The sequence below is a fragment of the Rhodococcus wratislaviensis genome (genome assembly GCF_041228765.1).
Taxonomy (GTDB): Bacteria; Actinomycetota; Actinomycetes; order Mycobacteriales; family Mycobacteriaceae; genus Rhodococcus_F; species Rhodococcus_F wratislaviensis.
This window is the reverse complement of sequence record NZ_CP150489.1, coordinates 117,863-138,584: the sequence shown is the minus strand read 5'-3', so window position 1 is coordinate 138,584 and position 20,722 is coordinate 117,863. Positions and strand designations below refer to the sequence as shown.

Here is a 20,722-nt window from a genome sequence, read left to right as displayed (position 1 = left end):
ATCATGTCACGGCGGCGCGGGGGCGGTGGCTGCGGCGTTCGGTAGAACATCACGGGTCGGTCCTTCCACAGGGGTGTGCGTCGGCGGGTGATAGTTCGATGCGCGTCGCAGGCGAAAGGTTCCCGCCCCACACCCATTGATTCGCATGGGGCTACCGTCTGGAGGTTCGGGTCAGGTGGCGGCGAGGGTGCCGTAGGTGTGCGCCAGCACGATCAGGGCCGCGTCCTCGGCCGCGGTCATCGTCGACAGCGCCTGCGTGTGCGCCCAGCTCAGCTTCTGCTGCGCCGTTGCCCGCACCTGGTCCGGGCCCGCGCTGTCGGGGAGCCCGAGCTGCCCGGCCGGGGTGTGATGTTCGAGGAGCCTTCGCAGTTCGGTGGTGACCGGGGAGCGGGGATCGGCCTCGAGCATGGATTTGAGGTGTTCGAACAGCACCACGGTGTGTAGGGCGGGGTCGCGGCGCAGGTGGTCCACGACGCCGCGGATCTGGTCCCGGGCGGGGTGGGTGAAGGCGAGTTGGTCGAGTTCGCGGATGATCCGGCTGGCCCGGTGCACGGCGGCGAACCGGCCCAGATGCTGCGAGAGCACTCCCCGCAGCTGTGGGATCCCCGAGTGGGCGGTCAACCACTCGTTCAGGGTGGCGGCCCCTTGGGCGGCGACGTCGCGGCCATGGATGATTCCGTATTCGCCGACCAGATCGAGGAGCCGATCGCGCACCGCCGCGGGCACCACGGTGGGGGTGTCGGTGTCGAGGAGGTCGAGCACCTCGAGCGGCCCGTACCCGGTCAGTGACGCCAGCGCGCGGGCGTCGGCTTCGGTGAGGGCCCCAGTGTGGGAGGTTTCGGCGAGCAGCCCGGCGATCGGCATCACCGTCATGACGGTGTCGGCGAGCCGGTCCGCCAGGACCCGGGCGTGGGCGATCGCGTGCTCGAGCGGATTGCGCTGCCCCAGTGCGCCTTCCCCGAATCCGTCGGCGCGGGAGAGGACCCCGAGGGTGTTCAGCGGGGTGAACCCGAGTTGCTTGAGGAAGGAGATCTCGTCGGCGCGGGGCGCGGAGTCGAACAGGAACACCGCGGCGTCGGCGTCGACGGAGGCGGTGCGGGTCTGCTCGAACCCGTCGATGAGCACCCGGCGGGTGCGGGCCTCGTTCTCGGCGGTCAGCGTGGCCAGCCCGGGGGTGTCGACCAGGGTGTAATCGCGGATCGCCGCCGAGGGCAGCCACCGGTGCAGGTAGGCAACCTGCTCCGGGTCGACCCCCAGGTCGGCGGCGTGGCCGCGGGACAGGTGCAGCGGGCGGCGGGAGCCGTCCAGTAGGACCACCTCGGCGCGGGAGGGGGCGCCGTCCTGGTAGACGGCGACGATGCTGGTGGCCTCGAGGGCGGCGGTTTCGGCGACCGGCGCCCCGATCAGGGCGTTGACCAGTGTCGACTTGCCGGCCTTGAGTCGGCCGACGATCACGATCCGCGGCGGGGACCAGAGGATCTGACCGATCCGGTTGGCGTGCGCGGCCAGATCGGGGGCCAGGCCGGCGAACGCGTGCAACGCCCGGTCCAGGCCGGCGCGCACCGGATCCCAGGCCGGTGCGGTGGGGGTGGCCGTCACCGGAGATCACCGCCCGCGCCGGCCGATGGTGTGGTGTGCGTGGACAGTTCGGAGATCAGGGATTCGGCGCGGGTGATGTTGTTCTCGACCACCCGCAGGTTGTTCTGCAGGCGGGTCAGCTTTTTCTCCCGGGTGGCCTTGTCGGCCCGGGCGGTGTCCTCGGCGTCTTTGATCTGCGCCTGCAGGGTTGCGATCGAGGCTTTCACGTGTTCGCGGTAGCGGATGACGATTTCCGGGCGGGCAAGCGCCAGGGTGGATTCGAGCATCCGGGCGGTGGTGGTCTTCGTGGTCGCGATCGTCTCCCGCAACCAGGACAGCAGGTTCGTCTTTCCGGCCCGCATCGCCTTGAAACCGAGATTGAACCCGACCCAGGCGACGCCGACGACCGCCCCGACGCCCATCATCGCCGAGACCCCGATCAGGCCGCCGAGCATCGACGAGCCCATCACCCCCATGGTGATCATCGACGGATCGAGGAGTCCCTGCCGTTTGTCGGCGACCTGGTGGGTTTCGAGGGTGCGGTTCGACAACGTCGCGAGGACCTGCTCGGAAATTTCGTGCCAGATGACCTCCGAGGCGAACCTCGGTTGCACGATCTGGGTGTAGAGCTGCTCGAGGAACAGGTTGACCGACCCGGCCATCGCGGCCTGGAAGTCGTGCTCCATTTCCGCGGTGAAATGTTGCGGGTTCCGGCGCAGCACCGCCATCCCGTTCTTGTTGATTCGGGTGGTCCACTTCTGGCGGATGTCGTCGAGGCGGCGGTCGAGGTCGTCGGTGGCGTGCTGGCGGATCAACGTCAGGTCCCGTTGCAGGTACTGCTCCCACTGGGTCGAATGGTCTTTGAGGCCCTGCAATTCGGCCAGCTGTGCGGTCAGATCCGGGATGACCTCACCGCTGCGGGTGATCGCCGCGATTTGGGTGCGCATGTCCGTCGCCAACGTCCGCAAACCCTCGACCGCGGTCCGCAGCCCGGCGATCGCCGGAAGGTGTTCGGCGATGGCGAGTTTCGAGTCGATCAGGTTGCGCAGCTCGACGATCCCGGACCGTGCCTCGGCGTGGTCGCGCTGCGGGCCGGGTGCCATCTCGGCGGCGATCACCGCACGCACACTCGACACCGCGACCACCGGAATCTGTCGGCCCAGGTGCCGGACCAAGAGTTCGCGGTCTTCGTCGACGATCGGAGGCCAGCGGCGGATGTTCTTGTCGGTCTTGGTGACCGCCACGATCAGTGATTCCACCGCGGACCCGGTCTTGTCGATGAACGCCATCTCCGGCGCCGTCAGCGGGGTGGTGGCATCGCACACGATCACCAACACGCATGCCTGCGACGCCGACGCTTCCGCCAGGACCGCGTAGGACGGGTCCAGTCCGCCCACCCCGGGGGTGTCGATCACGGTGACGTCACCGAGTCGGCTGCCGGCCACCGGGACGATCGCCCGGGTGGGCAATTCCTCGATCCGGCTGTCGGTGACATGGGCGCCCTCGCACGAGACCCAGTCCGCCAGCTCCGTGTGGGGGATTTGCTCGGTTCGGTCCGGGAACAGGATCTGTGCCGTGCCACCGGGTTGCTCGGCGGTGGCCTCACCGAAGCTGATCGTCGTCGATGTCGTCACGTCCACCCCCACCGGTGAGGCGCCGCGCCACCCGACCAGCGCATTGACCAACGAGCTCTTTCCCCGCTTGACCTCGCCGACCACGACCACCGAGCGGGTCTGTTCCCGGCTTTGGGCTCGCTGTTCGGCGAGGTCGCTGATTGCGTCGTACCCGAACGGGCGCAGGATCTTGTCGGTGATCGACGAGAGCAGCACCTCGGCGCGCTCCCGCGGCGGCGCTTCGGCGGCTGGGGAGCCGACGGTGGCCGGTTGCCCGGCCTGGGCTGCGGATTCCACGCCCTCTCCCCTTCCCCGTCGATCTGTGTGCGCCCGGGTATTGGGCGCCGTCGAACCCTAGCGTGACCGGGCCTGGGCCTGCATCGCCAACCGGCCACCTCCCCCAAGAGCGGTGGGTGTGACGGAGGCCACCGGAAAGGTGTGGGAACCTTCCAGGCGGTCGCGGCCTCCAACTACCAAGACCACACGCTCCCGCCCGGCGACGCCGACACTCGCGGGGGGTGAGACAGGGAAGGGACCGACAAGACGATGAGGACAACCACGTGGATGCCGGCGGCAGTGCTCGCCACCGCCGTGCTACTGGCCGGCTGCACCAACACCACCGCAGAACCCACCGGTAAATCCGGCGGAGACCAAACTGCGACCGCGAGTGTCGATCCAGCCGCCCTCGACACCGGCAGCTACCCGACCAGCCCGGCCCCCGAGTTCGGGCGGGCCACCCAGGAAACCATCCTCGACGTCGACGGGCAGCGGCTCGCCGAGTTCACCATCGTTCCCTTCGAGATCGACCAGGAACTGACCTCGGTGAAGATGCCCACGATGGTGATGCGCAGCGGCAAGAACCTCGGTGTCGTCCTCAGCGACGCCGCCGGGGACATCGCTCACAACCACCAGATGCTCTACGGCTACGTCTCGACCGCCGCCACCCCCACCACGAAAACCACCGACCCGTCCCGGTCCGTCGTCCAAGCCGTGATGCGGTTCAACAACCCCGAGGACGCCGCCGCAACCGCCCGCGAAATCCACCAGAACCTGCTCACCGTCGACGACGGCACCGGCCTTGAGACCGCCGAAAACATCGACATCCTGCCCAACACCCTGGTCTCGACCGGACAGACGAACTTCGATGCCGGACCCGAGGTGTCGGTCAACGCGTTCACCCCCCACGGTGACTACCTGCTCTACACCTGGGCGAAAGCTCCTGCCGCCGACAAGGACTGGACCGCGAAGGCCATCGCGAAGTCCCTCCAACTGCAAGAACCGCTGATCGACCAGTTCCCGGCCACCCCGACCCGCGCCCAGAACGGAGGGCAGTCCGCGCAGCTGCCCATGATCGACCAGGACAAGGTCCTGATCTACGCCCTCCCCGAAGAGGACGCCCAAGCCCAACTCGGCGACGACATGGCCGCCTACGGCCCCCGCGGCATGGCGCACCGCTCCACCAACCCGCCACTGACCTACAAGATCCTCACCGACGCCGGATCCGAGCACAACGCCGTCTACAAGACCACCGTCTACCGCGCCAAAGACGATGCCGGCGCCGAGACGATCCTCACCGAGTTCTACAACGACCTGCTCGCCGAAGGCTTCACCGCAGCCCCCACCCCGCAGGGCCTGCCCGACGCGAAATGCGCCACCAAGGACACCGTCAACGGCACCCAGGACTACTGCATGGTCGCCAACGGCCGTTACGTCGGCGAAGCCAGCGGCACCGACAACAAGAAGGACGTCGATCAGCAGATCTCCGCTCAGTACCTGATCCTCGAGCTCGCCGACCAGAACGCCGAATAACCCCGGACCCGAATCCAGCTGGCACCGCACCCTGTGGCTGTGGCCTCGCCGACAACGGCGAGGCCACAGCCACACTCATCCGACGGCGTCGGGAAACAACGTCAAGAACAGCGGTAGAGACCTTCGGACGCCGATCGCCGTCGAGGACGCCCACTGACCACGATCTGACCCGCGCAGGCCAAGCTCGTGCGTTCGAAGAGCTACCTCACCCCGATGCCCCGGCACGTGTCCGTCACCGCCCACCGACCACGACCGATCTCCCAACATCCCCTTGCTACCGTCGGACAGTGCGCTCATTTCTCAGCCGTCGTGGCCCGTTGTACTGGAACCGGATCCAGCACGAAGCCAGCGACCGGTGGCTCACCGACGGCAGCCGCGGATTACGCGGCATGACACGCACACCGCCACCGCTGAGCGACCATGAGTGCGCAACCCTGATTGCGGCGCTGGTCGAAACAACGGGTGGCAGATGGCCCGCCAAGCAGGGTCGGATCGCCCGACTCCTCACCAGACTCGACATCGACGGCAACGCACCGGAAATGGCACGAACAATCCACACGCTGATCGCCGATCCCGACTGGCCCGCCCACGCTCTCGAAATCGAATCCAGTGCCACCGAGTGGTGGCTTCAGGCATCCCGCTGATGTGAAAGCTCGAGACCAGGATTCCCGATGGTGGGCATGCCCATCGTCTGAGCGATCGCGGGAATGCCTAGGTTGAGATCGTCACCCGACCGCGCGATGGTGCGAGCCGAGCTCTTGCCGATGCACTGCCACGCCACGGTCGAGCTTATCGGCAGTAGGAATTGTCACCCGCGGCCACGGGTCTGGCCGCGCAATCGAGAACAGAAACAGGATGCAACCTGGTGATCATCCCAACGATCGCACTGATCACCCTGCAGTTTTTCCGAGCAATAAGTCACGGCCGGTCATCGGCAAGAGGGATCTGCTCCAGCAGCGCATCCCCTTACGTTCTGTGGGATAGACCGGCTTTCTTGCAGAATCGTCAAACCGATTGACATACTTGGAATAATGACAAATTCGAAGACGTGCGACGGGTTTCGGAAGGATGCGATATCAATGCGCACCACCCAGTCCGCAGCATCCCCCCTGCAGCACTACCGCATTTTTCGGCGTCAACATCCTCGCACTGCGATCCCGGCCGACTACGTCACCGAAGACGGCTTCCGACTGGGGCGTTGGCAAGAGCGCCAGCGAGTTGCCCGCATGCTCGGCACCCTGCCGCCCCAACGCATCGCGCAACTCGATGCGATCGGGTTCATGTGGAGCGACGACGACGAGGTCCCGGTTCCGGCTGTGTCACCTACCGACAGCAAGCAGCGGCGAATGCTCACCGAAATCGCTGCGTACCGCGAAGAGCACGGCAACGCGCTGGTGCCCGCGAACTATGTCACCGCCGACGGCGAACAGGTAGGCCAGTGGCTGTATCGGGCGATCAAAAAATGGCGGGCCGGCGCATTGCCCGACGAGGAGCGTCGTCCGCTCGCCGCTCTCGGGGTCTCCCCCGGTCCACGGCCGCGGGGGCCGCGAACCTCGGCACAGCACACCGGAGCGGGAGCCCATCGCCGCGCCCGGCGGCCTGCGGCTCAAGCGCGGAGCTGAGCGCGAATCCGCTGGCTGCACATCCATTCCCGCAGATGAACGAGTGCTCTCGTACGTCGGGGCAGCGATGGTGTCCACCACTGCCCCCGCGGCCGAACCCAGGGGTGGGTGTCGTTAGCAGGAGTGCAGGACCTGGCTCATCGCGTCCTTCTCCGCCTGGGTCACCCACAGCCGGTAGAGCGCTTTGACGTCGATCTGCCGCGAGACGTAGGTGCACCGGTAGCTCTTGTTCGGCGGCAACCAGGATGCGGCGTCGGAATCGGACTTCTTCGAATTCGTCGGCCCGTCGACCGCCTGCAGGTTCCGTGGGTCGTTGGCCAGGTCGCGGCGCTGCTCCGGGCTGAGCTGCTGGGCACCCTTCTGCCACGCATCCGACAACGCGACGACGTGATCGATCTGCACCGCCGTGGAGGTGTCCTGACCCCGGACGAACGCGATGGTGGTACCGGTGTAGGTGTCGTGCAGGGTGCCGGTCGCCACCACACAGTCCCGGGTACTGGTTTTGTAGGTCAGGTCGACCAGGTCGCGGCGGAGGATGTCGTTGCGGGTGTCGCAGCCGTTGTGGCCGCCCTCGACGCTGTTGTCGTCGGACCACGACGGGCCGAACTGTTCTCGCGTGTAGCCGGTCTTGGGGGCGCGTCCCTTGACCGCCAGGGCGTCGAGCTTCGCCAACGCCGGTGCCGCATCGAATGCCGGTGCGGGGGTGGCCGGGGCGCCGCCGAGTGACCCGGTTCCCGGATCCGCATCGGCGATGGCCGAGCACCCCGACAGACCGAGGACGGATGCCGCAGCGAGAGCGAGGAAAGCGGCCCGGGGGCGATGGCGCATGATGTCTGTTCTCCTGTTACCTGTGGGGCTGTTGTGATTGCAGTATTGCGGGTGCCTCTGACAACTGTGCGAGTACTACCGGCTGAGGCGGACCCGGTGACGGAGTGGTATGAAGCCCGTCGATGATGCCGGATGTTGCACCGCGAGCCGCCAGAGAAGGAGGGTAGGGCAGGGAATGTTCGAAATTGTCCAGCAGCCTGCTGGACAATTTCTACAAGGATGGAACCGGCTTGCTGCTGCTCGCGTCCAAGCGAGTATGACGATGCGCCACGATGACCCGAATCTCGACGCCTGATCCCGGCCCGGTGCTCGCCTATGCCTACCGGACAAATCATTAGCACTCCACCATGGAGAGTGCTAAATTCGTCGTACTCGGTGACACGACCAGCGAGAAGCCGCTGGGCCCAGTCACAGTCGCCGGTTACAGGTGCAGTGCACTTGTTACCGGGTTGGGGCAGTGGCTGGAAGGTGATTGATTGGCACATCCGGCTTCGCAACACCGATGACCGGGCCACCCGACGTACTGGAGGAGGATCAGTGACCGACGCTACCTCGCGCCCATCAGGTGTCACCAGTGACGGGTGTTCCTCCGGGCGCGCACACCCGCGAGCGCCGTGTGATGGATCGCGGTTGCCCTCCGTGTCGATCGCCTTGGGGGCGTTGTCCATCGCGTCGTTCTGGGTGGTCGGACTCGGGTTCGTCCTGGGCGTGAGCGCCGTGGTGTGTGGCGCTTTCGCCACGTCCCGGTCCGGCGTAGCGGACGATGAGTCCGCATCGCTGCGGGCGTTGCTCGGAGTCGTCGCCGGAGTCGCGGGGATCACGATGTCCGCGATCGCGCTCTTTCCGGTGCTGGAGTACCTGTGACCCGCGCATCAGCCTTTTACACCTCCTGCCCTCGACTTTTGGAAGGATTCGCACCACCCGTGACCGTCGTCCCCGGCCCACATCTGCCCACCACACATGCCACCCTCGACACCGGGCGCGACGACCCCGCGGCGTCCGACGCTGCGCTCCTCGAGACCTGGGAAGCGGGTATCGCCGTGACCATCGGCTTGGCGCTGCTGACCACCCTCGTGTGCACGGTCCTCGGATCTTTCCCGCTGGCCCTTCTCGCGCTCGTCGCGGTGGCCGGCATTGCCGGCCTGATCACCGCCGCCCTCTGACACTGCCTGCATGCCCCGTCCGCCGGCGTGTGTATTCCGGTAGTGCGCGGTGTCACCCAGCATCCTGCGTTCGTCGTGCTCTGTGGACCTGGAGCAGACACGACCCTCTTCGGCGACAGCACAGGGGCCGGCACCCTGGTCTCAGTTACCGGGCTGTAGGTCTCGTTCTCAAATCGTTCTCGCGGGGAGGGACTCTCAGGAAATTCACAGACACCGCGGGGCCGAGTGATGCGACGATGAAGCATGCGCCGCCATCGTTGGCCGGCCCTCGCGCCGCCCACCACCGGAGGGATCACCGTGCACGCGGGCATGCCGATCGTGGCCGAGAACGACCTCACCCTCGAACTGTCCGCCGCGACCGCGTTCGCGTCCGGGCTTCTGCTGCGGTTCACGCTATCCGTCACCGGTATCCGCGCCGACTTCGCGCGCTACGAAACCCGCCCCCTGACCGACCCCCACGACTGGTCGGCGCAGTGGTCCTATCTGGCCGTGCGCATCCTCGCCGACGACCTGGGCGGGCTCGCCGATCCGTTCCACCCGGTCCCCGACTCCGGCCCGGAGGGATCCGGGCCGTACCGAACCACGCCGCAGTACTGGATCGGCACTTACCCGACCACCGGATCAATGACCGTCACCACCAGCTGGCCTCAGGTCGGACTCCACCCCACCTCGGTCACTCTCACGCTCGGTCCCAGCCCCTTCCCCACCACCTTCGGGTCCGATGCCCGTCGATGACTGTGTCCGAGTGCGCTCGGCGAGCGAATGTTCAGCCGCTGGTGACGATTCCTGGTTATCGGAACCCACCCGAGACATTGTTGCTAGCTATCCTAGCTAGGATTGCGTCTAATCAAGTGTCGGCGATCATTCCGGCACAGCCCCCAGTTGCGACGACCGACGCCGATGCTGTGACGAATTTCGTCAACTGCGCTAACCGGCTTTCAACCAGACGATCGCAACGTGCGGCCCTAACTCTCGCCACTTTCGTCACCGTGATGTAATTCGAGCGTCGGCCCGCCGTAACACCCCTTCGAGCGCCCACGACCTGCGGCCGACCCATGAAGCCGCGGAAGCACTCTCGACCTACACGTGCGGCAGCAATGCCATTTCTCGCGCCGGATGCAGTAGTGCATGTGCCACCTCCGCTTGTGCACACCACCACTCCCCCGCGAAAGGCTCCGCTGGCCCGCCCTTCAGGTGTGGGTGAACTCCCGCGGAGCGGCCTCCAGGTCGTCGACGTCGCAACGAGGAAACGCGCTCACTCGGCGCGGCGCCGGCGCGGTTTGCGGATGTCGGTGCGCGCGCCCTGGCCCGGCCTGTTGTTCGCCCACTCAACGATTTCCGAGCGCTTCCACAGCGGGGTGCGGCCGATCTTTTCCACCGGCGCCGGCGCTTGCCCGCGGGAGACGTATCCGCGGAACGTCGAGACTGACAGCTCGGTACCGGTTTCCTCCTTGATCAGGTCGATGACCTGATCGGTGGTCAGTCGATGTGGGTTGGCCATCTGGTGAGGGTCCTTCCTGTTCATCGCTCGTCGACGATGCGGCGAGTAGTCCGGTTGCCGCCGCCCGGGGGTCGACCGGCAGACGGGCTGCGACACGACGTCAGGCGGTGCGGAACTTTCCTCGGCATGACTCTACAACGGCGTGCTGTAATGCTCACGCACGCGTTCAGGGGTCAGATAGCGGTCCATACGGCCGGATCCCGCTCGTGGGGCGGATGTTTTCGTCGTCGTTACCGCAGGGGTGTGGCCCGGCATCGGGGGGGTGATGCCGGGCCACAGGGGGGTGTTCTGGAAACAAAATTGGGGGATGTTCACCAGAACGCCCATCAGTCTAATGACCGCCCGGGACGATTACGTCGCGGGGTCAGGCGGATCCGGGCAGCACGCTTCCCGAGGTTGCCCGATCTCCCAGACGAGGAGATGGCAGGCATCTGGGCCCCAAATCACGCCCGACTGCGCCTCCGCGTGGCTGTTGACTCGATGTCGAGCGCGACGAACGCCATTCGGGATCAGCGAGTGGATCGTTCCTGCCATATTTGGCTGCGCTGTCGTCGATGTCGAGTCCAGGCAGGAGGCGGTTGATTTCGGCTCCGAGTGACCAATCCCCGGCCGCGGTTGCTTCGACCAGCGCGGCATATCTGGGTTGCGCACTCATGTCCGGTGATTGGTGGGGGTCATTCATTCCCTGCAGTCCGCGGCTGGCCGCGATGAGGAACAGGTTGCCGGCTTCTCACTGGATCCGAGTGCAGCAGATCGGGTCACGGGTACCTCAGGAATTGACCACCGCCGGGCGGGAGGAACGCAGTGGATGGGTCAGTCCTGGTCGGCGGCGGTGACGGCCGCTGCGGGGCACCAGTGGGTGACCTCGAGACTTCCCAATTTGTTGCCGGTGGGGATGGTGAAGGTGCACGATGCGAGCCATTCGCCGCGGGAGGTGCGTGCCCAGGCATGGAGCATCCCCGGGACTCGGACGTCGAGGTCGAGTCCCTCGGCGCGGACTCGAAGGGGAAGGTCGTTCGCGGCGCGGCCACCGTGGTGAGCCATTGCGGCAGAGACGTCGATGGTCACCGGCCGCGGTGGGCGCACTTCCCGCCACGGTTTCGGGTCGTACACGGCTCTCCATCGTTCGAACATATATTCGACTCTAGTGTTCTCGTTGATCGTGCCGCCAGCGGTCGGCGAGGGAAGCGCCGACCGTTGGCGTCCCTTACGTCGGCGCCTACGTTAAGTGGCGCGATCCCTATCCGTGGCCGGCTGATCTGGGCCGGTCAGAGCAGTAAGGAGGTCCATTGATGGCATTGCCCGTTCTGACGCCCGAGCAGCGCGCTGAAGCATTGGAGAAGGCCGCTGTGGCCCGGAAGGCGCGCGGGGAGCTTCTCGCCGCGGTCAAGTCCGGTGAGCTCACGGTCTCCGATGTGCTCGCGAAGGCGGAAACCGACGAGGTTGCGAAGAAGACCAAGGTGTCGGCTCTGGTGAAGGCGCTTCCCGGTGTCGGTGCGGTGAAGGCGGCGCAGATCCTCGAGGAGCTGTCGATCGCTGAGACCCGGAGGATCGGCGGTCTCGGGATGAATCAGCGTCACGCGCTTCTGGGCATCATCGCCTGACTCGCTCGTGGTGGTCGGCCGTCGACGCCTGTGTTCCGGCGCTTTGTCGGTGGGACGATCTACTGTCACGATCGCGACGAGCAACAGGTCGCCACTCACTGCCCAGACCGGTGACTCGTTCCCGGTCCTGATCTGCGGGGTTCCGCAGATTGGTGTGTGGCGGCCTGTTGCTCTTTGCCTCTAGCTGCGGGATGGTCCGAGCCGAGGATCAACCTGCTGTCCCTGGCATTTACTCGGGCGCACCCGGGCGGGCCTCAAGATTCGGGGCCGTTCCGCTGCGTGAGCGTCTATCTAAGTGGTTGCTGGTTCCGTTCCCGGGTGTGCCGATCAGCTCCGGCGCACCGCTACCTCGTCGGGGATCCCGCCCCGGGTGGCGCGGTCGCGGGCGGCGTTGAACGCCCGGAATCTCGTCGTTTCCTGATGCATGGTCTCGGTGTACGACATTGTGGCGTGCTTCGGCGAGGTCTTCGAGCACCAACCCAATGGAAGCGGTCGAGGCTGGCCGCGATCTGGGCGATCGGCGCGGCTCCGGCCGACCTGTGCGCCACCGGTCAGCCGGTCCGAGCCGGCGAGCAGGACGCCGAGGACCCCGGCGCAGATCCCACTGCTACTCCGTGCCCTTTCGCGCGGCCGCAGCCTTTATCGGTTCCTTGGTGACCGCGACCAGGGCACAGGTGGCCGCGATCGCGACCACGAGTGTGAGCAGCAGGGGCAGCGAGATCTCGGACGCGGCTATCGCCCCGACGGCCGTGGCCACGAAGGCAAGCACGGCGAGCACCCAGAGGGCGCGGGCCACTCCCGCTTGATGTTTGATCTGGGCGGTTGAGCCGCCGACGACCAGCAGGGCGCCGAGCCAGAGGGTCCAGGTGGTCATGGGTGGCGCGGGTCCTTCCGGCGTTCGGCGGGTGTGAAGTCTCGTGGGACAGGGTGTCATGCCGGCGGTGGCCGAGCAGGCCGGCGGGTGGACGGTCGTGTGATCGCGTCGCACTCTCCGGGTAAGAATCGGAAGGGTCGTCTCAGCTGCGGATATGGGCGCACAATCGGCCCATGCGGCTGATTGCGCCGATGTTGGCCACTCCGGGTGAGCTCCCGGAGACAATGGGCAGCGGCTGGGCGGCGGAAATGAAGTACGACGGGTGCCGCGTCGTGGCTGCGGTCGGCGGCGGTCAGCCGCCGGTGTTGTGGACCCGCAACCTCAACGTGGTCACCTCCTCGTACCCGGAGGTGACCGCGGCATTGAGCGACGTGTTCGGCGGCCGCGGCCGCATCGTGTTCGACGGCGAGGTCGTGGCCCTTGCCCAGGGGCGGCCGTCGTTCGCGCAGTTGCAGAAGCGGATGAATACCCTGCGCCCGACTACGGCCCTGCGGCGGCAGGTGCCGGTCACCTACCTTCCGTTCGACGTTCTCTCTGCAGACGGTGGCGATTTGATGGCAGCTCCGTATCTGGAGCGCCGTGCCGCGCTTTCCGACCTCGGTCACGAGCTGCACGGGCCCGGCGTGCCCGTGCAGATCTTGCCGCATTGGGAAGGAGTGGACGGTGCCGTCATTCTGGAGGCCGCCAGGAATTCCGGGATGGAGGGCGCGGTTTTCAAACGGGTGGCGTCGCCTTACCTACCGGGTCAGCGCACCCGGTCGTGGCGGAAGGTACTGCTTCGCACGAGGAGCTCTTGCTTGATTGTTGGTTGGATCGCGGGCGGGGGTGCACAGCGCAATATGGTCGGCTCATTGGTCCTCGGCGCCTACGATGACCAGGGCGTTCTTCGGTACGTTAGCAATGTCGGGACCGGGTTCACGATGGCCGTGCGCCGCCAGTTGCAGGAGAAGCTGGCCACCCTCGAACGCCGCACCAGCCGGCTCGGCACCGCGGCCGCGGCCGCGGAGGTGCATGGGATCGTGCGCTGGGTCGAACCGGTGATTGTGGTGGACGTTGCGTATCGCGAATACCGGCCGGGCGGGCTTCGGCATCCCAGTTTCAAGGGGCAGCGAGGAGACCTCGATCCGGGGTCGATCACCCGGGACTTGCTGTGACGGAGCGTATCCGGGCATAGGGAAGCCGCTGTCGCCTTCCCCGGTGACAGCGGCTTCGTTTCCTTCCCGGGAACGCTACGCAATGTAGGTCTTACCCGGTCAGGGGACGGTGACGCCATATCGCCTCTCGGCAAGTGGTCGCTCGCAGCGACTTTTCTGATGTGGTACCCGGGGTATGCGCGCCACCGTCAGCCTCTTCAACAGCGGACCATCGGGTGGTATTCCGATCGGTGTGTCCGTCGAGCGTCCACGGTTTTTGCGCGGGTCACACCAGTGGTCAGTGGGCGTCCTCGACGGTGATCGGCTTCAGCAGGTCTTCGCCGTTGTTACGGACGTTGTTCACGGCCTTGGATACCGGGTAGGTCTCGAGGCTGCCTGGTGCCGGCGGCGCCATCAAGGATCGGGCGTAATCGACGTCGGTGTTGGTCGGGTCGAGCCAGTCCGCCCAGTTTTCCGGGGCCACGCTCATCGGCATCCGATCGTGGATATGTCCCACATCGTCGGTGGAGTTGGTCGTGATCACACAGAATGTGACCAGCCAGGCGTCCGGATCGTCGTCGGGGACGTCGGGGTTGCGCCAGAAGTCGAAGATGCCGGCCAACGGGAGAATGTCGCTCTCGGCCGGGTGGATGTAGTACGGCTGCTTGAGCGGTTTCCCGGACTTGCCGACCTCCTCGGTCGGGAACCACTCGTAGAACCCGGACACCGGGACGATCCCGCGTCGCGACTTGAAACACTGCCTGTACGCGGGCTTCTCGTGCACGGTCTCGGCGCGAGCGTTGATCATGCGTGAGCCGATCTTCGGATCTTTGGCCCAGAACGGTGTCAAGCCCCATTTGAGGTTGCGGAGCTGTCGTTGGGGTTGCTTCTCGTCGGTGTCCTTCGGCACCCGCGCGATCACAACCGGGGAGGTCTTCGTGGGCGCCACATTGTAGTCCGGCGCCAGTTTCCGGATCGGCCCGGTCAGGGTCGATCTCGAAGGTATCGAGCAACGTTCCCCGGCTCGTCGTCGATGCGTAACGACCACACATACCGACAGCCTGCCACGACCGACCACCGCGACGGGGAAGGCTGCGCATGTTCAGTGGGCGGCGTCGAAAGCCTGCTCGATCTCGGTGGGGATACGTCCACGAGAGGACAGTTCGTAGCCCTGCTCGAGCGCCCAGGCGCGGATCTTCTTCGTTTCGCCTGATGGCCGTCTCTCGGCAGTAGGGTTGACCGGTCGGTCAGAGCGGTGCTTGCGGCCGCCGACCCGGGTGGAGTGCGCGATGTAGTACTCGAAGGTCTCTCGGAGTTCCTTCGCGTGCTCCTCCTTCAGGTCGATCACGTACTCGACGCCGTCGACTGCATAGTGGATGCTCTCGCCGTCCTCACCGAAGGCGGTGCCGTCGATGTCGTCGACCATCTCAACTACAACCTTGCGTGCCACAGATGTCACTCCTCAACTCTCCGGTACGGACCAGATAACAATACTGGCAGTACCAGTAACTTCGTGAGGTCCAACCGGGGGCAGTGGGTACCCGTGGGATTACGAGAGCTGTGGCAGCTCGATCCGGTGACGCGAGAGCAGTGTTCGACACCCTAATTCGTTTCTCGCGGATCGGGTGTCGCTCACGTGCGGTGTGAACGAGCGCGGAGTCGGGGTCGCTTATCCGACGGCAGCGAACTGCCGGGCCCTCAGGGCCACCGACGGCGAACACCTCGGTCGTCATCAGCGTGGCGGGAGAATGTCATATGCCGGCAGCTGCGTCGTGTCCGTGCAGGATGTGTCCGGCTTCTCCGGATTGTCGAAAAACGACGCGATTATCTCGGCTCCGCACGGTGGCTCTGCATACACACCGTGTGCAGCTCCGGGCACTACCGCGACAATAGATTGCGAGAGATCCTTCGCGATGTAGTCGCCCCACACCGCTCCGGTCTGCCCGTCGTAGGTACCCGACAGCACAAGCGAAGGGATGTCACTGACGGTGATGTCTCGGATCGAGTCATGGGCCTTCGGCACGTCCCACACCTCGCAGGCGTCGCGCAGGAACGGCAGCTGTGGCGCTTGGGCCCGAACGGACTCCGGGAGTTCAGGGAATTCCTTTTCCGCCTGTTGCATTGACTGCTCGACGGTCTCGAACGGGATCCATTCACGGCACCAAATGCTCAGGGTAAGGCCCCAATGGAGGACGCCCCTCTCCGGATGCCCCCACACTTCGGCCCACCGCGACGCAATGGGCTGCGCATTCCCGTGTGCGAGCTCATCGACCGTTGATGGGAACTCTTTCGGTAGATGGGTAGCCACGGGGACAAACCAGTTCAGCAGCATTCCGCCGTCGACGACAACCTTCGTCTCTCCTACACCCTCAACGTTGACCGTCGTGGCGATGGGCTTCGCTTCAAGCTCATTGACCAGCCGGATGAACGTTGCCCCCAGGTCGGGATAGCGCTCTTTGCATGCTGGCTGGTCCTCGCACGCCTTGACCATGTTGTCGAATGCTTGGCGAGCGCTGGCCCAGGTCCACCCCAGGGCAGCAGCCGATGGGGGCGTCACTCCGTCGAACACGATCGACTCGACAGCGTCGGCGTCGTGACGCATGTAGATCAGCGCAAGGTCGGTACCGTACGAGTGGGAGAACACATTCCACTTCTCGAGGCCGAGTGCTTTGCGTAAATCGATCAGGTCATGGGTGCTCTCGGTCGAATTGAATGCCGAGAGGTCAACGGTGGGAGCCAGGCGGTCGTGGCACTCCTTCACCGCTTCTACGTACGCATCCCGTGTGGACTCAGCGTTCCACGCCATTCCGATCCTTTGGGCGAAGAACTCGAAAATCTCCGGGCAGGGCAACGGCGAGCTGGACGTTATGTTGCCGCGCTGTCCCATCAGGATCAGATCGCGATCATGGTTCAGCGGCAAGTCGGGGTTGACCGGGGGATCGGTGACCGCATCCTGACCGGGCCCGCCCATGAGAAAGACGATCGGAGCCTTGGCCGGCGGCTGTGTTTCCGACGGAACGATCGCAACTGCCAAGCGCAAGGATCCGCTGTCTTCTCTGGTGCGGTTCACCGGTACCAACAATTCCCCGCAGCGAGCATTCTCCAGCAGTGGGACCGGATTTGGCGTCTTCGCGCACGGCCCCTCGACAAACTCCGCCGGCGGATGAGCCACAGTCGTCGGTGGCGCACCGGACGGATCGGAATTGCTGCTACATGCTGAGCTGGCGAGAATCGAGACAAACGCAATCGCCGTTATTTGGTTCACAAACCGCATGTCAACCACCCTGCATGGCGACCGCCCGAACCTTGTGTTCGGGCTCGGCCCGAGTATTTACTCGGATAAATCCTGGCACACCCATAGCAGTGGGAGCGCCGTTACCGGTGAAGCGGCCACACAGGCCGCTGAAATCGCGAGGGCAGCATGCTACCCAGCCATCGCCATGCCCCCGCCCACCCTCGGTGCGACAATCGCCGCCCTCGTCGAAGTCGCCGCCCTCACCGGCGCCAACACCGGTCCCGGGGAGCCGGCGACAGCGATGTCGATGTTCTCCACCCTCGCGTCCCGACCCGAGACCACGCCGCGACCGCCCTACCGTCCGAGTGCCCGAGTCACTCCCCCATGCGAGCGGCGCGGCTTATCGACAACACCGCCGACCTCGCACACCAAGACTGCCCACTACCACCAGACGTCACCGAGGAGGCCCGACCCCACCCACAGAAAGCGCTGAGCGGCGACGCTGAACAGCTCCGGGCACTGATCCCCGACACCGGCCGACGGACCGGACGGGGCCTGTGGGCGGTTCCCGACGATCCATCGTGAACACACCGTGACTGTCGCGAGGCGCATTCGTGAGCTGCAGAAACGATAGAAGCGGAGCCGATCTCCGCGACGGACTGATCCTGGATGCGGCTCGTCGCGCGTACCTCAGCGAGTCGCTATCACCTCGGGACCGTTGTGCACCAAATACGCTGGCAAACAAGACTTTCCTCGGCCGGTAACAATTATTATGTCAACTAGTAAGTTGGTTATTCGCATGGCCTGCGAATACAACCGTCCACTGATGGGACAGTTGGCATTCTTGACAGGTTTGCGAGTGTTCAGTCCTGGATGCGTTCCCGGAATGCGTGTGTCGCCACTCCCTCCCGCGCGGGCGACCTCGCGCGCCTGCCAGTGCCGGGAGCGCGAACGAGCGAGCGGCGCTCGATGGAGGGCCCGCGGGCACGATCCGCTGGCTGCGGTTGCGCGGCCGCGCTCGCCCAGCGCTAGCCCTGCGTCGGCAGGGCACGATTCCTCTGTCAACGTCCCAGGCCCCGCGGCAAACGACTATCCAGGCCTTATGCGTCGGACAGGGGTGAGGATCATCGCATGCGACGCGCGCGCGATACCAGCGCGCACGCACGAATCTTGCGCCACGCGGGAATCGTTGTGATCGCCGCGATACGGTGGACGAGGCCTTCGCCTACCGCCGGTAAGTCGGTCCTGCCGTTGGTTCAACCGCTGAACGGGATTCGCAGCTGAAGCGCTTCCCGGACCTGAGCGGAGGAACAGGAGCTGCTTGTCGCACGGGGAGCGTCATAGATGAGCCCCCTTGACACCTGGGCGCGAAGCTGAAGGTGCGTAATAGCCACTTCGGCCGCGGGTACAAGCATCACCACTCGCCTGCATCGCCAGGTCGTCGCCAGTTTACCCGCTACCCATCCAGTCAACCCAGGAGCCCTCCGGCGACACTTCGCTCCGTTCTCGACTCCATGGCACCGCCTGGCCGGCTGCGGCGGATACGCGTACCCGCCCGTTCACGGTCCTGCTAAACAATTAGTCAACGACTCGATCTGGGCACACAGTCTTCACCCGGTCCGACCAGACATTTCATCAATTTGCAGGTGAGGCTTCCACGTTCAGACTCAGCTATACTCGATGAACACTTAGTCGGGTGATCATCTTGACGGATCGGACCGTCTGACAAAGCGAGGAGGGCGCGATGACGCGCGTGTCGAACGAGCAGCGACGGATTGATCTGATCAACGCGGCGGTCGAGGTGATCGCGGAGCGCGGGGTTTCGGGCGCGACGACGCGCATGATCGCCGACCGGGCCGAGTCACCGTTGACGATGATCCACTACTGCTTCGGAGCCAAGGAGGACCTGTACTTCGCGATCTTCGAGCACCTAGCCACGTCGCAGTTCGACGAGGTGCTCCACATCCTCCCCGGCGTCGGGCTCGGGCGCGCCGCGGCGTCCCTAACGCGCCAGGTCGGGGCGTGGGTCTACGACACCACGGCGTACGCCCGCGCCCAGACGGAACTGTTCGTCTGGGCGACGCGGCAGGACGTGGACAAGGCGAGGCGGGGATACGCCTTCACGGTCGATGTCTTCGCCGCGAAGCTCCGTGAAGGGCTGCGCCCGGAGGACGACGATCACCTCGTCGATGTCATCGCCCGCATCATTGCCTCCTACGGAGACGGGCTGGTGCTGCACGATCTCGCATACTCGGACAAGGCGATCCACCAGACGTGCGTGGATGCGATGGCCGAGTCGCTCGAGCACCTCGCGGACGCGCACCGTGCGCTGCCGGTCACAACCAGCTGAGGTGCCGCAAGATCATGCCGCACTTCGGCGGTGCCGCAACCCGATGAACGCCGTCATGACGGCGAGCACGACGATTGCGACCCAGACGGTGACATCCGTCGGCGGCGCGGGTGGGTTGATCCATCCATTGAGGTATACCCAGATCATCCCGGCGCCACCGATCGTCGCTGCCACTACGACCGTCGGGCTCAGTTCGCGCACCCGACGTGACACGAGCACCGATCCCACCGACACCAGGACATACGGCGCGACGCATCCGTAGACGACCAGGGGCGCGATCATCGAGTAGGCCTTCACGATGTCGCCGGTGGACAGCAGCAGCGCGAAAATGGTGGCGAAGCCGAGGATCAGAAGGGCGACAACTGCGCGGTGCGGGCTGTGGAAACGCGGGTGCACGGCGCCGACCCATGCCGGCAGGAGGCCGTCCTCGCTGATGGCCATGGCGATCCGTGAGCCGTAGTTGGTGAAGCCAATCAGTGCGGCGAAGCTGGCGACCGCGAGAACGAGGTCGGTCGCCGCACCCACGGCCGATCCGAGCCCCGCTTGCTCTGCGAGCGCCGCCGGTGCGGACGTGCCGGCAGACAATCGCCCCTCGGCCGCGAGCAGGCCGGGAACCTGCAGGATCGTGGTGACGACGTAGGTGGTTCCGAGCACCACGGGCACGCTCATCACCGCCATCGGAACGTTGCGGGTGGGGTTCTTTGTCTCGGCCGCCATCGCGGCGCAGCTCTCGAACCCGACGAGCCATGCGGCGCCTGCCGCGACACCCTTTAGCGCTCCGCCGATCGAGAACTGCTGGGCGTCGAACTGCTGACCGAGGTCGAGCCCGGTGTGCAGCGCACTCGCGACGGTGATGACGGCCATGAGCGGCACGGACACAGCGGCGAGAGTCACCGCCACTCGCACCGACGTATCGACGCCGCGATAGGCGACGACCCCCGCCACCACGATCGCGGCCACAAGGAGCACCGTCTGCACGACGGGGCCGAGCGCGTCGTTGACGCCGCGCCCCTCGAGGAAGCTGCCGCCGAAGATGCCCACGGTCGCCGCCACGCCGCCCACCTGGGCGACGAAGCTGACCATCAACGCGGCGGCGGTCAGGTACCTCGCCCACGACCCGAACACCTCCTGGATGTACGAGTACAGCGAGCCGGTTCCGACGTACCGGCGGGCGAAGGTGATCACCGATCGGCCGATGCAGATCACCAGCACAGCGGCGACCGTGGCGGACAGCCACGCGGTGGGGCCAGCCAGCGACAACATCAGCACCGGCAGCATCCCCATGCCGACGGCGGGAATGAACGACGCCAACGACAGCGAGACCAGCGACCGACGGCTGAGACGGCTGGTCTCGAGCTGCTGCTCAATGTGGGGTTGAGACGTACTGGACATGGGCATACGGCTTCCTTCAT

General features: G+C 65.7%; 18 protein-coding genes and 1 pseudogene. 9 read left to right on the top strand and 10 right to left on the bottom strand.

Annotation, left to right across the window (positions count from 1 at the left end; genetic code table 11):
* Nucleotides 1–171: 171 nt before the first annotated feature.
* Both WKC72_RS39555 and WKC72_RS39550 read right to left on the bottom strand, forming a co-directional pair.
* Nucleotides 172–1,599, bottom strand: coding sequence for a GTPase (locus WKC72_RS39555; RefSeq protein WP_370185300.1), 1,428 nt, complete (start codon nt 1,597–1,599; stop codon nt 172–174).
* Nucleotides 1,596–3,488 (bottom strand): dynamin family protein, encoded by a 1,893-nt coding sequence (locus WKC72_RS39550; RefSeq protein ID WP_370185298.1) that lies wholly within the window; start codon nt 3,486–3,488, stop codon nt 1,596–1,598. Before WKC72_RS39550 ends, WKC72_RS39555 begins: the two co-directional genes overlap by 4 nt.
* Before the next feature lie 249 nt (nt 3,489–3,737).
* On the opposite strand from WKC72_RS39550, the gene WKC72_RS39545 reads away from it, so the two are divergent.
* From WKC72_RS39545 to WKC72_RS39535, 3 genes are all read left to right on the top strand, one after another.
* Nucleotides 3,738–5,000 carry a hypothetical protein gene (locus WKC72_RS39545; protein WP_370185296.1) on the top strand — a complete coding sequence of 421 codons (1,263 nt, stop codon included), beginning with the start codon at nt 3,738–3,740 and terminating at the stop codon, nt 4,998–5,000.
* A gap of 287 nt (nt 5,001–5,287) precedes the next feature.
* Nucleotides 5,288–5,644 (top strand): hypothetical protein, encoded by a 357-nt coding sequence (locus tag WKC72_RS39540; protein ID WP_370185294.1) that lies wholly within the window; start codon nt 5,288–5,290, stop codon nt 5,642–5,644.
* Between the two features lie 435 nt (nt 5,645–6,079).
* Nucleotides 6,080–6,622 (top strand): helicase associated domain-containing protein, encoded by a 543-nt coding sequence (locus WKC72_RS39535; RefSeq protein ID WP_370185292.1) that lies wholly within the window; start codon nt 6,080–6,082, stop codon nt 6,620–6,622.
* A 114-nt stretch (nt 6,623–6,736) separates the two neighbouring features.
* Here WKC72_RS39535 and WKC72_RS39530 read toward each other — a convergent pair whose 3' ends face one another.
* Nucleotides 6,737–7,450, bottom strand: coding sequence for an HNH endonuclease family protein (locus WKC72_RS39530; protein ID WP_370185290.1), 714 nt, complete (start codon nt 7,448–7,450; stop codon nt 6,737–6,739).
* Nucleotides 7,451–8,089: 639 nt separating this feature from the next.
* On the opposite strand from WKC72_RS39530, the gene WKC72_RS39525 reads away from it, so the two are divergent.
* The 3 genes from WKC72_RS39525 (at nt 8,090) to WKC72_RS39515 (ending at nt 9,348) form a co-directional block, all read left to right on the top strand.
* The gene (locus WKC72_RS39525) at nt 8,090–8,314 is read left to right on the top strand and encodes a hypothetical protein (RefSeq protein WP_370185288.1); all 225 of its coding nucleotides are present in this window, start codon (nt 8,090–8,092) and stop codon (nt 8,312–8,314) included.
* A gap of 59 nt (nt 8,315–8,373) precedes the next feature.
* The gene (locus tag WKC72_RS39520; RefSeq protein ID WP_370185286.1) at nt 8,374–8,613 is read left to right on the top strand and encodes a hypothetical protein; all 240 of its coding nucleotides are present in this window, start codon (nt 8,374–8,376) and stop codon (nt 8,611–8,613) included.
* A 243-nt stretch (nt 8,614–8,856) separates the two neighbouring features.
* A complete protein-coding gene (locus WKC72_RS39515) occupies nt 8,857–9,348 on the top strand; it encodes a hypothetical protein (RefSeq protein WP_370185284.1) in 492 nt (163 codons plus the stop codon).
* A gap of 520 nt (nt 9,349–9,868) precedes the next feature.
* Here the strand turns inward: WKC72_RS39515 and WKC72_RS39510 are convergent.
* Together WKC72_RS39510 and WKC72_RS39505 are read right to left on the bottom strand one after the other, a co-directional pair.
* Nucleotides 9,869–10,114, bottom strand: coding sequence for an AlpA family transcriptional regulator (locus WKC72_RS39510; protein ID WP_037235132.1), 246 nt, complete (start codon nt 10,112–10,114; stop codon nt 9,869–9,871).
* An 813-nt stretch (nt 10,115–10,927) separates the two neighbouring features.
* Nucleotides 10,928–11,248, bottom strand: coding sequence for a hypothetical protein (locus WKC72_RS39505; RefSeq protein ID WP_370185282.1), 321 nt, complete (start codon nt 11,246–11,248; stop codon nt 10,928–10,930).
* A gap of 158 nt (nt 11,249–11,406) precedes the next feature.
* Between WKC72_RS39505 and mihF the strand changes: the two genes are divergently transcribed.
* Nucleotides 11,407–11,718: an integration host factor, actinobacterial type gene (gene mihF, locus WKC72_RS39500; RefSeq protein ID WP_370185280.1), complete on the top strand. Its 312-nt coding sequence runs from the start codon at nt 11,407–11,409 to the stop codon at nt 11,716–11,718.
* A gap of 607 nt (nt 11,719–12,325) precedes the next feature.
* On the opposite strand, the gene WKC72_RS39495 is transcribed toward mihF, so the two are convergent.
* Nucleotides 12,326–12,592: a hypothetical protein gene (locus WKC72_RS39495; protein WP_370185279.1), complete on the bottom strand. Its 267-nt coding sequence runs from the start codon at nt 12,590–12,592 to the stop codon at nt 12,326–12,328.
* 173 nt (nt 12,593–12,765) lie between these two features.
* On the opposite strand from WKC72_RS39495, the gene WKC72_RS39490 reads away from it, so the two are divergent.
* On the top strand, nt 12,766–13,746 hold the full coding sequence (locus tag WKC72_RS39490; RefSeq protein ID WP_370185277.1) for an ATP-dependent DNA ligase: 981 nt from the start codon (nt 12,766–12,768) through the stop codon (nt 13,744–13,746).
* A 277-nt stretch (nt 13,747–14,023) separates the two neighbouring features.
* Here WKC72_RS39490 and WKC72_RS39485 read toward each other — a convergent pair.
* The 3 genes and pseudogenes from WKC72_RS39485 to WKC72_RS39475 all read right to left on the bottom strand — a co-directional run bounded on the left by WKC72_RS39485 (nt 14,024) and on the right by WKC72_RS39475 (nt 16,999).
* Nucleotides 14,024–14,777, bottom strand: a pseudogene (locus WKC72_RS39485) (SOS response-associated peptidase).
* A gap of 50 nt (nt 14,778–14,827) precedes the next feature.
* Nucleotides 14,828–15,175 (bottom strand): Lsr2 family protein, encoded by a 348-nt coding sequence (locus WKC72_RS39480; RefSeq protein ID WP_370185275.1) that lies wholly within the window; start codon nt 15,173–15,175, stop codon nt 14,828–14,830.
* Between the two features lie 282 nt (nt 15,176–15,457).
* The gene (locus WKC72_RS39475; RefSeq protein ID WP_370185273.1) at nt 15,458–16,999 is read right to left on the bottom strand and encodes an alpha/beta hydrolase; all 1,542 of its coding nucleotides are present in this window, start codon (nt 16,997–16,999) and stop codon (nt 15,458–15,460) included.
* 1,705 nt (nt 17,000–18,704) lie between these two features.
* Between WKC72_RS39475 and WKC72_RS39470 the strand changes: the two genes are divergently transcribed.
* The gene (locus WKC72_RS39470; RefSeq protein ID WP_370185272.1) at nt 18,705–19,310 is read left to right on the top strand and encodes a TetR/AcrR family transcriptional regulator; all 606 of its coding nucleotides are present in this window, start codon (nt 18,705–18,707) and stop codon (nt 19,308–19,310) included.
* Between the two features lie 12 nt (nt 19,311–19,322).
* On the opposite strand, the gene WKC72_RS39465 is transcribed toward WKC72_RS39470, so the two are convergent.
* A complete protein-coding gene (locus tag WKC72_RS39465) occupies nt 19,323–20,702 on the bottom strand; it encodes an APC family permease (RefSeq protein WP_370185270.1) in 1,380 nt (459 codons plus the stop codon).
* Nucleotides 20,703–20,722: the final 20 nt, after the last annotated feature.